A 12,056-nucleotide genomic window follows, 5' to 3' on the forward strand; every position below is an offset into this window, starting at 1 on the left:
GCCGCGTGCATTAGGCCGCTTCCGCCAGGCAATGGCGCAGCGAGTCCAGCGCCAGTCTGATGTCCTGTTCCTCTGTCATCCAGTTGACCAGCGCGGCGCGGATCCCCGGCTGATGGTGATAGCTCGTTGGGGTGCAACGCACCACGCCGTGCCGGTTAAGGCGATCGAGAAAGCGATCGCGCGCCGCTTCGCTGTCGCCCTGCGGGTGACTGAGCGCGAAGCACACCACGTTCAAATTCACCGGCGCCAGCAGATGGAAGCCGTCGTCGGCCGCTAACGCCGCGCCCAGCGCCTGCGCCAATCGGACATTGCGCTCGACGATATCCCGTATGCCGCTGCGGCCATAGGCTTTCAGCGTCAGCCAAAGCGGCAGGGCGCGGAAGCGGCGCGAATTTTCCGGCGTCAGATGCAGATAGTTGTCCGGCCGCGGCGTCGGCGCTTCCAGGTAAGCCGAATGGTTCTGAAATACCTGCATCTGCAGATCCAGGTGGCGGGTAAATTGGATCGCGCTGTCATAAGGCACGTTCAGCCATTTGTGCGCATCGACGGTGATGGAATCGGCATGCTGCCAGCCCTCGAGCCTTGGGGCGTATAGCGGCGAGCAGGCCGCCACGCCGCCGAATGCCGCATCGACATGCAGCCAGAACGGGTAGCGCTCCCGCAGCGCCAGCAGACGCGGCAGATCGTCGAAAGCGACGGTGTTGACCGTGCCGGCGCTGGCCAGCACCAGCGTGGGACGGCCTGCGCCGGCGGCGAGCTGTCGCTCCAGCGCCGCCATATCCATGGCTTCTGAGTCCGGCAGGCTGGCGACGGTCGTCAGCGCGTCGCGGCCGATGCCGAGCATGCTGAGCGCCTTCACGCTGCTGGAATGCGGGTTGGCCGCCAGCACCTGGACGGGGCCGAGCGCCGCCAGGCCCTGTTGGGCGATATTCACGCCGTGCTGTTGCCCCAGCCACTGCCGGCCAATGGCCAGCCCGGCGAAATTGGCCATGGTGGCGCCGCTGACCAGGCTGCCGCTGAACGCTTCCGGCAGGCCCAGCAGGGATTTCAACTGCGTCACCGCGGCCAGCTCGATCGCCGCGGCGATCGTATCATGGCTGAGTTGGCTATTTTGGTCTGTCACGCTAACCAGCCAGTCTGCCGCGACCGCCGCCGGCGTGCCCCCGCCGGTGACGAAGCCAAAATAACGCGGGCCGGCGCTGGCGGAAATGCCCGCCTGATAACGTTGCCAAAAGTCATCCAGCGCCGCCAGGGCGCCTTCGCCGTTTTCCGCTAGCCGATCGTCACCGGGTTGCAGCTGCTGTTGCGCGAGCGGTGGGCAGACCGAGCGTTGCTGCAGCCCGGCCAGAAAATCTTCCGCCAACTGGCGGGTGTGGTCGAGGATCTGCGGAAACTGTGCAAGATCCTGTTGTAAACGTGGGTGCATGGCGGCTCCGAAAGCGTCAGGGATGATGGGGTAAACATAGAACATTTGCCTGCGGGCCAAAATCGATGAAAAATAGCCTTTTTGGCTAGTCTGGTTAACCAATGATGAATGAACGTCTCCCGCTGCATGTCTTGCCGACCTTTGCTATCGCCGCCAGGTTGGAGAATTTGCGCGCCACGGCGCAGCAGGTGCATTTGACGCATGGCGCGGTCAGTCAGCAAATTCAGCTGCTGGAGCAGGCGGTGGGCTACCCGCTGTTTGAACGGCGCGGGCGCGGTGTGCGCCTGAATGCCGCCGGGAAAGAGTTGCTGGCGGCGGTAGAGCCGGCGCTGCAGGCGCTGCAGCAGGGCGTCGCCCGCGCCCGGCGCTCGGCGGCGAGCCAGACGCTGCGCATCAGCGTGCTGCCGTCTTTTGCCCATTACTGGCTGTTGCCGCGGTTGCCGGCATTTCATGCAGCCTGCGCCGATATTGCGCTGGATATCGATGCCTCGCTGGCGTTGCAGGATCTGTCGCAGCGCGGGTTCGATGCGGCGATCCGCATCGGCAGCGGCCAGTGGGCGGGGCTGCAGGCGCAGCGCATCGCGTCGGGCGACGTGCTGCCGGTCGCCTCGCCGGATATGGCGCGGCAGTGGGGAACGGCATTCGAGAACGGCGGCGACATCCCCTTGCTGGAGCACGACGTCAGCCCGTGGCGCGACTGGTTCAATGCGCAAGGGCGCTCGCGGTGCGGGCGGCAACAGGCGGTGTTCAACGATGCCGGGTTGTTGATTCGCGCCGCGGAGCAGGGGTTCGGCATCGCGCTGGCGAAAAAGCTGCTGGTGCAGGATGCGATCGACGAGGGGCGGCTGGTGGCGCTGGCTGCGCCCTGTCGCCTGAGCGAGGACGACGTTTATCTGGTGTGGCCGCAGACCGCCGGGCTGACGCCGGCGGTCACACGCTTGCTGCAGTGGCTGCAGCAACAGTTGGCGGCGGTTTAACGGCGCAGCCACTCCGGCTGTGAGGTGCCGAGCGTGGTCGCCGGCAACGCCCATTGCAGCGCCGTACCCTGCAGGCTTAACGGGGCGCGCAGGCGTTGCGCGGCGCCCCAGTAAGTCAGTTCCGTTTCCGGGTTCTCGTCGGCGGTTCCGGCCGGCGTCAGCGGCTCCGGCCGATAATCTGCCGAACAGGGATGCGCCAGCAGCAGTTGCGCCGTGCGCGCCAGCGACAGCCGCGCGTGGTAGCCGGTGCCGCGGCTCAGGCGTTGCCCCATACCGGTCAGCACCGCCGCCGCCATCAAATAGCCGGTGGCGTGGTCCAGCGCCTGTACCGGCAGCGGTACCGGCAAACTGGCGCTGCGCCAAACCATGCCCGCCTCCGCCAGCCCGCAGCTCATCTGCACCAGGCTGTCGAAACCGCGCCGGGTGCGCCACGGTCCGCTCCAGCCGTAGGCATTCAGGCAGACGTCTATCAGACCCGGCGCCAGCGCGCGCCTTTCCTCCGCGCCATAGCCCAACTTCTCCAGCGCACCGGCACGGTAGCCGTGCACGATCACGTCTGCGTTCCTCAGCAGATGTTCAAACGTGTGGCGATCGTGCGCATTGGTCAGGTTGAGGCGCGCGCTGCGTTTGCCCAGCATTACCTCGTGCTCGACGCCGGGCTCATCCCAACCGTAGGGATCGATGCGCAGCACGTCGGCGCCCAAACCGGCGAGAAAACGGGTGGCGATCGGCCCGGCGAGAATACGCGTCAGATCCAGCACTCGCACGCCGTGCAGCGGCCGGGCGACGGGCAACGTCCAGCCCGGCAGCGGCGCTTCCGGCTGCAGCGAGGCGTGGATCAGCGGTTCGAGCGCCACGCTCTTGCCCTGAATATGTTGTCGCCACGCGGCCGCCGAGCGCATTTGGGCCGCGCAGCCGCCGGCTTCGATCACCGCTTCCTCCAGCTCGCTTTTTTTCCAGCCCAGCACGCGTTCCGCCAGCGCGCCTTTGTCCGGTGCCGGGCCCAGCACCTGTTCCACCGCCCGCCGATGGTGCGGTGCATTGGTGTGCAGGCGTATCCAGCCGTCCGCCGTCGCGTAGTCGCCGGCCAGGGCGTCCCAGGCGGCAGGCAGCGTCCAACCCAGCGGGCGCAGCGTCCAGCCGAACCAGAGCGAGGCCAGGCGTTGATCGATCCAGACCTGCGGCGCATCGGCTGCCTCGCGGCGAAGCAACTCGGCGCAGGCCAAACCGGCGGCGCTCCAGGCGGCGGTAGCCAATTCGGTCACGGGAAAAGCCGAGGGCAATGCGCCGGTACCGCTTACGGTTAACCGGTCGCAGGGCGCGGGGCGTTGCCCCAGGCTTTGCCAAATCTCGTCGAGCAGAGTGTGGATCAGAGGCGTCATCAGCCACTCCTTGCGGGTCGTCGGAAATATAGCCTAGCGTAGCTCATCGCCGGCGACCTTGCTAAGGCGCAACGTCGAACGTGCGGCCGTCGGCCAGTTTGGCGCGCAGGCTGTGGGCCGCTACGCCGGCGAACGGCCGCGCGCTGAAGTTGGCGGTCAGCGTCGACCCGTCGCTGAAGCTCGTCTGCTGCACCCAGCCGTCCCGATCGAGCCAGCGGAAGTCGGTCAGCGCTTTGTCCCAGAGGGCCTGATGCAACGGCCGGAAGGCGGCGTCGGCGCGTTTGATCGCCGGCAGGCGGGCCGCCAGGGTGGCGCGGCTCAGATGGAACATCGGCGCGGTGTTGTACAGCTGGCTGAGCAGACTGCGGGTGGTCTGAACGTCGCTGAACTTCAGATTGTCGTAATTCCAGTGGTGGCTGCTGACGATCGCATCGTGGAAAACGGCCTGGTACAGCGGCAGGCGATAGCGCGGATCGAATTCGACGGTGCGGTAGGGCTGCTTCACCTTGGCGGGGCGGAAGAAAAACGCCGGTTGGGCGTTGGGCCACCAGGCGCCGAGATAATAGGGCGAGGATTTATCCTGATTCATCTGCTTGTCGCCCCAGCCGAATCCCCAGGTTTCCATGCCGTGGGCGAACATCAGGCTGCGGGCGGTCACCGCATTGCCGTCCTCCGAGCCGAGCGGCAGCTTAAGGGTGGCGCTGAACCAGGCCAGCCGGGCGTTGCGCGCCTCGGCCATCTGCGCCGCGCCGGTCGGGTGGCCGGGCTGATAGTCGTCGGAGACCATGCCGGTGCCGTCCACGTCGAGGAACAGGCTGTTCAACCCGGCCAGTTGCACCAGCTCGCGCATGCGCCGTTGAGAATAGGGCAGGACGCAGCCCGGGTTGAGGTAGTAACCCTGTTTGCCGAAGCCGGGTTTCTTGCTGCCGTCGGCGCGCACGATGGCGCAACTTTCCCGCAGCGCCGTCGGCAGTTGCGCGGTGAGCCAGCTGTCGTTCACGCCGCGCGCAATGGCGGTATCGTAGGAGTCGTAGCTGGCGATCAGATAGCCGGCCGCTTTGGTGGCGGTTACCGCCTGCGGGTGCAGGAAGGCGGCGGTCCAGTTATCGGTGCCTAACCACAGGCGTGGCAAGCCGGCCTGGCGCAGCGCGTCGATCACCGGTTCGGCCAGCCCTTGCCCCCAACGGTCTGCCGGGGTTAGCCAGCGCCCCAGTTCCTGTTGCGCCCGCTCCTGAACCGCAGCGGCCTGGCGCTGCTGCGCCTGCAGAAAGTCGGCGTCATCCGGCGTGGCGCCCAGCGGAATTTGCGCCGTCAACGCCTGGTTAATGCCGTCGATCAGGGGCTGTTGCTGCCAGCCCTCCGGCGTTTTGCCCGCCAGCTGCAGCAGGAGCTTTCTGCTCTCGGCATCCATCCGCTGCCGCAGCGCTTCGGCGGCGGGAGAGGCGAGGTAGTGCAGCAACCCCGGCCAATCTTTGACATCTTCCGCCGCCAGCAGTTTGTCCCCCCACAGGTAGACATGGGTGGCGCCGATCAGCTTTTCGCCTTCGGGCGCCTGCTTTATCTTCTCGCGCAGGCTGCTGAACTGGCCGTTCTGTTGCAAATAGTCGCGATAGCGGCGGGCGCCGGACAGCGGCGTGTCACCGACGTGCAGCAGCACCTCGAATGCCTGTTGCTGATTGAAGCGGTTGAACTGATGCCCGGCGCGCATCTCCAGCTTTTCCTGCGCCGAGGCGAAGGTGACCCGGTTGCTGAACGGTGTCAACATCAGCCAGCTGTAGACCTTGCCCTGGTGCTGCTGGCCCCACAGCGGCAGCTTCAGATCCCAGTTGGTATCCAGCGGCGTCATTTCCGCCGTCAGGTAATGGCGCCAGACGGCGTTGTCGAGCGGAATGCGGCTGCCTTCGCCGATCGGCAACAGCAGCGTTTCTGTTTGTGGCGGCAGGCGATACCAGTTCAGAAGCTGTGGCCGGTCGCTGCTGAAGCTCAGGCGCAGATCGCCGCCTTCCAGACGGGCGCTAACCTTGACCGCGCTCTGCGGCCAGCGCCAGCTGGCGCGTTGTGGCGACGCGGTGAGATCTTCCACCTGTTGCGCGGGCTGCGCCAGATTGACCGGCACAGCGCCGGCGGCAATGCGCAGCGTGGCGGGATCGAGTTCAAACTGCGCGTCGCCTTGCTGCAGCAGCAGGGCATCGGCGGGATAGCTGACGAGCAGCGCGAGCGCGAGCGGGGAAAGCCGATGTTTCATCGGGGGCATCCTTGAAAGATGAAGGGGAGCAGTTTACCGATAAGCGCACTGCCGCCCAACGCTGTCGCTGCCGATTTGTGACATCGAAATATCATCGCGGTATTTCAGTTTATTTTTCGTTTAATAAATTAGCCTTTACTTCATTACCCGACGTCACTATACTCAGCCAAAATTTCAGTGGAGAAACCCAATTGGACAGTTGTAGTTGTAATAAAACAAATAAGGCAAGCTGACCAATTCTCTTCTGATTTGTTGCTTGCCGTTATTGGCGGGCAGCACCCCTCTCCAGTTATTCCTGAGCTGTGCACACCCGAATATAAAACGTTTCCTGAGGCCTGATGGTTTCAGGTGAATTGAGTTGGACGTTATTATGGTATTCTGCAGCCACAGCCTTTTCCCTCCAGGCACAGTACGCTGATTCGCTGATTTATTTTCGGCGCGATTTTGCGTGTGCTAAACAGCACATGATTTTATCTCCTGAGGTTAATTAAGGGGACAGTCATGGCTATGACTCCTTTCGTTTTAAATTTATTGCTGGCGATGTGCCTGGGCGCGGTAATTGGCGCCGAGCGCCAGTGGCGCCAACGCATGGCCGGCCTGCGCACCAATGCGTTGGTGGCGACCGGCGCGGCGGTCTTTATTCTCAGCTCCATGTCCACCGATCCGGCCAGCGCCGGCCGCGTGGCTGCGCAGATCGTATCCGGTATCGGCTTCCTCGGCGCCGGCGTTATCATGCGTGAAGGGCTGAACATTCGCGGCCTCAACACCGCCGCCACGCTGTGGTGTTCGGCGGGGATCGGCGTCCTGTGCGGCCTGGGCCAGCATTGGGATGCGGTGGTCGCCACGTTGGTGATCCTGTGCGCCAATATCCTGCTGCGCGAGGCCGCCCAGCGCATCAATCTGCAGCCGCACCAGCAGGCGACCGATCTGGAACTGTGCTATCGCATTCAGGTGACCTGTGGCGAGCAGGATGAAATTCTGGTGCGTACCCTCATTCTGCAGGCGCTGAACGGCGTCGCCTTGCGGCTGCAATCTTTGCGCAGCGCCGATATTTCCAGCCCGGGGCAATTGGAAGTGTGCGCGGAAATTACCGCCACGCCGGCCGCACAAAAAGAAATTGAGGGTATTGTCTGCCGCGTCAGCCTGGAAAAAAGCGTGAGCGCCGTTCGCTGGCGCGTTGCGTCTGAATTACCGGTCTGAGTAATGATATAAATATTTATTAACTTGATTATATGTTCGTGTTTATTCAGGTAGGCCTGAATAACGCGGGCATTAAGGAGGCGTTATGGACGATGACCCCGGAAGGGAAATGATTCTTGCGTGGCTGACAGGGTAATCACGCTATTCAGTCACGCTAATTAAAAAATTCCACTCTGCGCAGAGTCACCTGTTTATCGGGCGGGATATCCCTGTGCGCAGAACGAAAATAAGAGAATAGCGTTATGACTCAGATTAATGAAAGAACGCGTCGCCGTGATAAAGACGCGGTGACCTACGCCATTGCGGAAGAAGCGACCAACAGCATCGCCCAAACGCTGGCGAACCTGAAGTGCAACCGCAACGGTTTGACTCAGGACGACGCCGATGAGCGGCTGGAGCAGTTCGGCGCCAATCAGGTTGCCCACGACAAGGCGCCGCATGCCTTGATCCAGCTGATCAAGGCTTTCAACAACCCGTTTATCTTCGTGCTGATGGTGCTGGCTGCGATCAGTTTCTTTACCGATTATTGGCTGCCGCGCCAGAGCGGTGAAGAAACTGAACTCACCGGCGTCATTATCATTCTCATCATGGTCACGCTGAGCGGGCTGCTGCGTTTCTGGCAGGAATACCGCACCAACAAAGCGGCGGAAGCGCTGAAGTCGATGGTGCGCACCACCGCCACGGTGCTGCGCCGCAGCAGCTACAGCGCGCATCCGCTGACGCTGGAAGTGCCGATCCGCGAACTGGTGCCGGGGGATATCATTCAGCTCTCCGCCGGCGACATGGTGCCGGCCGACGTGCGCCTTATCGCCTCGCGCGATCTGTTCATCAGCCAGGCGATTTTGACCGGCGAAGCGATCCCTATCGAAAAATACGATGCCATGGGCAGCGTGGCGCAGAAGTCGAGCGAAGGGGAAGTGTCCAGCGAGAACGCGCTGCTTGAGCTCTCCAACGTCTGCCTGATGGGCACCAACGTCGCCAGCGGCACCGCCACGGCGGTGGTGGTAGCGACCGGCGGGCGCACCTACTTCGGCTCGTTGGCCAAGTCGATCGTCGGTTCGCGGGCGCAAACCGCGTTCGATCGCGGGGTGAACAGCGTCAGCTGGCTGCTGATTCGCTTCATGCTGGTGATGGTGCCGGTGGTGTTGCTGATCAACGGTTTCACCAAAGGCGACTGGAGCGAGGCGGCGCTGTTCGCACTGGCGGTGGCGGTCGGCCTGACGCCGGAAATGCTGCCGATGATCGTCAGCTCCAACCTGGCAAAAGGGGCGATCGCCATGTCGCGCCGCAAGGTGGTGGTGAAGCGCCTGAACGCCATTCAGAACTTCGGCGCCATGGACGTGCTCTGCACCGACAAGACCGGCACGCTGACCCAGGACCGCATCATTCTCGAGCACCATATCGACGTCAACGGCGCCAGGGATAACGAGGTGCTGCACCTGGCCTGGCTGAACAGCTTCCATCAGAGCGGCATGAAGAACCTGATGGATCAGGCGGTGATCCGCTTCGGGCGCGGCAAACCGGGGATCGAAGCCCTGGGGCGTTTCAGCAAGGTGGATGAGCTGCCGTTCGATTTCGTGCGCCGCCGCTTGTCGATCGTGGTGGCGGACGAAAATGGCAAGCAGCAGCTGATCTGTAAGGGCGCGGTAGAGGAGATGCTGGAGATCGCCACTCACGTGCGTGAAGGCGACAAGACGCTGGAACTGGACGACGCGCGCCGTGCGGCGCTGCAGGCGCTGGCCCGCGAGTATAACGAAGACGGTTTCCGCGTGCTGGTGCTGGCGACGCGCGAGCTGGATGCGCAACGCCCGGCCGACCCGCTGAGCGTGGCCGACGAGCGCGACATGGTGGTGCAAGGGTTGCTGACCTTCCTCGATCCGCCGAAGGAGAGCGCGCAGCAGGCGATCGCCGCACTGCAGGAAAACGGCGTGACGGTGAAGGTGCTGACCGGCGACAACCCGGTGATCACCTGCAAGATTTGCCGCGACGTCGGGCTGGAGCCGGGTGAACCGCTCTCCGGGCTGCAGATTGAACAGATGGATGATGAAACGCTGGCGCGCGAAGTGGAGCAGCGCACGGTCTTCACCAAGCTGACACCGCTGCAAAAATCGCGGGTGCTGAAAATGCTGCAGGCCAACGGCCATACCGTCGGCTTCCTCGGTGACGGCATCAACGATGCGCCGGCGCTGCGCGATGCCGACGTCGGCATTTCGGTCGACACCGGCACCGACATCGCCAAGGAGTCGGCGGACATCATCCTGTTGGAAAAGAACCTGATGGTGCTGGAAGAGGGGGTGATCAAAGGGCGCGAGACCTTCGGCAATATCATCAAGTACCTGAACATGACCGCCAGCTCCAACTTCGGCAACGTGTTCTCGGTGCTGGTGGCCAGCGCCTTCATTCCGTTCCTGCCGATGTTGGCGATCCACCTGTTGATTCAAAACCTGATGTACGATATTTCCCAGCTGTCGCTGCCGTGGGACAAGATGGACAAAGAGTTCCTGCGCAAGCCGCGCAAGTGGGACTCCAAAAACATCGGGCGCTTTATGCTGTGGATTGGGCCGACCTCGTCAATCTTCGATATCACGACGTATGCGCTGATGTGGTACGTGTTCGCCGCCAACAGCGTGGAACACCAGGCGCTGTTCCAGTCCGGCTGGTTCATTGAGGGGCTGCTGTCGCAAACGCTGGTGGTGCATATGCTGCGCACCCAGAAGATCCCGTTCATTCAGAGCACCGCGGCGCTGCCGGTGTTGCTGACCACCGGGTTGGTGATGGCGCTCGGGATCTACATTCCGTTCTCGCCGCTCGGCGCCCTGGTTGGCCTGCAGCCGCTGCCGTGGGAATACTTCCCGTGGTTGGCCGCTACGCTGGTCAGCTACTGCGTGGTCGCGCAGTTGATGAAGCGTTTCTACATCCGCCGCTTCGGCGAGTGGCTGTAAGCCGCTTCGGCACTCACTTCGGGGGCGAAATTCTTCGCCCCCGCTCCGCTACAGCAGTTTGTTGACCAGCAGGCCGAGCATGATGGTCAGCGTGAAGGAAAACAGCGTGCCGAGCAGCACATACTCGGTGCGCATCTTATCGTCGCTCTGGCGCAGATCGCCGAAACGGAAGATAGATTTAGCCGCCAGCAAAAAGCCGATCGCCGGGATTTGCCCCAGCAGCACAAAGGTCAGGATCAGCGTTCTCTCCAGATAGCCAATCTGTTTGCCCGCGCGCAGCAGCGAGTCGTTGTCGGCCTTGGCCGAAGGCGGCATTTGCGGCGTCCAGTGCGCCAGCAGTTGCCCGATCAGCAGGCTCATCGGCAGATAAATCAGGCTGTAGGCCACCAGCACCAGGCCGGTTTGCCAACGCCCCAGTTGCCGCCCCAGCGCGGCGAGCAGTTCACCGGCATTCGGCGTCAGCCCCAGCCACAGCAAGGCGATTACCGCCAGATGCAATCCCTGATCGAGCAGGAAACTGCGGGCCGGGCTCAGGCGGTTCATCGCGGTGACCTTCAGTAAATCGATCAGGTAGTGGCTGACGGCGATGATCAGCAGGCTGGCCAGCACCTGAAGTGAAGAAAGCCCGCCGTGCAGCAGGCCGAAACCGGCCACCACCCAGGCGGCCAGCACCCCGTGCAGCAACGCGTGCAACACCAGAAAACGTGAACGCGCGCGATGCTGGATTTTATCTTCCACCCAACTCAGCGGTTGCAGCGGAAAATCCGCCAGCAGATGGACGAGCAACAGCCAGGCCAGCAAAGGCGCATAGGTCAGATCCATAGTCAGACGATCCTGTTAATGGCGTGAATAAACCGCATGATTTCCTCGTAGGCCGCGCGTTTCAGCGCGGCGGAGACCGTGGAGGCGGCTTTTTGCAGCTGATCCGCCACGGCAGCGCCGCTGTCGGCGAACATTCTCGCCTGGACGATGCGCGCTTCGGTCTGCGACAGGCGGCCAATCACATGATCTAACATCGGCAGCAGATCGCTGACAATGGCGTTTGTCCGATCGTTGTCGGTTTTCAGAGCCAGCCGGCAATTTTTCGCCATGGCGTCCAACGCGCTGCCGGAGTTGATAAAGGCGCTGCCATAGCCGGCGGCGTCGGGCCGTTGGCTGCCCAGCCCGACGGCGACGCGCGCATCCCAGTGCGCGGCGCCCGTTGCCCGCAGCGCGAGGCGAATATACACCGCCAGCAGCAGCCCGTCCTCCGGGGCGGCCTGCGCCTGGAAGGCGTCGCCGCGAAAGATTTCCACCTGATGCAACCGCCCGTCGCGCCGCAGCCGATCGAGCAGGCTGTGCAGCTCATTGAGGTAGTTGACGGTGTCTGATCGGCGGGAATCGACCAGATCGCCGCTGATTACGCTGATTGGCGTCGGCATGACATGTTCCGATGTTTATAGAAGGATGACTATAAATTCGCACCTGGATACGAATATGTCAATAATTCGCCTTTGAATACGAATTTATCGGATTTTCGCCTGTGAGGACGAATTGAGGCAGGGTGAGGAGGGCAGTGAATGGCCGGGAATGCGCGGGCTTGTCAGGCTCGCCACCGGCGGCGTAGACGGAAAGTGGCCGGCAGCCGGCCGTTCAGAAGCTTTTAACCAGCACGTCACGCGGCATTTCACTGCCGTGTTTCAGCAGGTGCTCAAACGATCGCTCGCTGCTTTTCAGCTGCTGCAAAAATTCCTGCGGCGACAGATCGTGTTTTTTGCCGCTCATGTAAGCCAGCGCCAGTTCTTTTGCCTGATAGCGGGAGAAGTTGTACATGGTGTCCTCGATACGGTGAATGTCAGTGCTCACGATTGTAGCGAAAGAGCACATAATGAACAGCGGCTTTGG

9 protein-coding genes are annotated in these 12,056 nt (G+C 62.7%); 3 read left to right on the forward strand and 6 right to left on the reverse strand.

What is annotated here, in order from left to right:
- Nucleotides 1–10 precede the first annotated feature (10 nt).
- Nucleotides 11–1,426: a pyridoxal phosphate-dependent decarboxylase family protein gene (locus tag ACSBQQ_RS03040; RefSeq protein WP_060427864.1), complete on the reverse strand. Its 1,416-nt coding sequence runs from the start codon at nt 1,424–1,426 to the stop codon at nt 11–13.
- A gap of 101 nt (nt 1,427–1,527) precedes the next feature.
- Here ACSBQQ_RS03040 and ACSBQQ_RS03045 point away from each other — a divergent pair, with 101 nt between their 5' ends.
- On the forward strand, nt 1,528–2,403 hold the full coding sequence (locus tag ACSBQQ_RS03045) for a LysR substrate-binding domain-containing protein (protein WP_060425917.1): 876 nt from the start codon (nt 1,528–1,530) through the stop codon (nt 2,401–2,403).
- Here the strand turns inward: ACSBQQ_RS03045 and ACSBQQ_RS03050 are convergent.
- Both ACSBQQ_RS03050 and ACSBQQ_RS03055 read right to left on the reverse strand, forming a co-directional pair.
- Entirely contained in the window at nt 2,400–3,785 is a 1,386-nt protein-coding gene (locus tag ACSBQQ_RS03050; protein WP_060427866.1) for a CoA transferase, read from the reverse strand. The two genes, ACSBQQ_RS03045 and ACSBQQ_RS03050, sit on opposite strands and share 4 nt — an antisense overlap.
- A 61-nt stretch (nt 3,786–3,846) precedes the next feature.
- On the reverse strand, nt 3,847–6,030 hold the full coding sequence (locus ACSBQQ_RS03055; RefSeq protein WP_060427868.1) for a glycoside hydrolase: 2,184 nt from the start codon (nt 6,028–6,030) through the stop codon (nt 3,847–3,849).
- A 501-nt stretch (nt 6,031–6,531) separates the two neighbouring features.
- Between ACSBQQ_RS03055 and ACSBQQ_RS03060 the strand changes: the two genes are divergently transcribed.
- Both ACSBQQ_RS03060 and mgtA read left to right on the forward strand, forming a co-directional pair.
- A complete protein-coding gene (locus ACSBQQ_RS03060; protein WP_025303346.1) occupies nt 6,532–7,230 on the forward strand; it encodes an MgtC family protein in 699 nt (232 codons plus the stop codon).
- A 242-nt stretch (nt 7,231–7,472) separates the two neighbouring features.
- Nucleotides 7,473–10,172 carry a magnesium-translocating P-type ATPase gene (mgtA, locus tag ACSBQQ_RS03065; RefSeq protein WP_033653591.1) on the forward strand — a complete coding sequence of 900 codons (2,700 nt, stop codon included), beginning with the start codon at nt 7,473–7,475 and terminating at the stop codon, nt 10,170–10,172.
- Between the two features lie 48 nt (nt 10,173–10,220).
- On the opposite strand, the gene ACSBQQ_RS03070 is transcribed toward mgtA, so the two are convergent.
- From ACSBQQ_RS03070 to ACSBQQ_RS03080, 3 genes are all read right to left on the reverse strand, one after another.
- Nucleotides 10,221–10,994, reverse strand: a complete 774-nt coding sequence (locus ACSBQQ_RS03070) for a DUF3307 domain-containing protein (RefSeq protein WP_033635070.1) — start codon at nt 10,992–10,994, stop codon at nt 10,221–10,223.
- A 2-nt stretch (nt 10,995–10,996) separates the two neighbouring features.
- A complete protein-coding gene (locus tag ACSBQQ_RS03075) occupies nt 10,997–11,593 on the reverse strand; it encodes a hypothetical protein (protein WP_033635069.1) in 597 nt (198 codons plus the stop codon).
- Between the two features lie 211 nt (nt 11,594–11,804).
- Nucleotides 11,805–11,984 (reverse strand): hypothetical protein, encoded by a 180-nt coding sequence (locus ACSBQQ_RS03080; protein ID WP_004935085.1) that lies wholly within the window; start codon nt 11,982–11,984, stop codon nt 11,805–11,807.
- Nucleotides 11,985–12,056: the final 72 nt, after the last annotated feature.

It is taken from the genome of Serratia sp. G204Y, from assembly GCF_051172435.1.
Classification (GTDB): Bacteria; Pseudomonadota; Gammaproteobacteria; order Enterobacterales; family Enterobacteriaceae; genus Serratia; species Serratia sarumanii.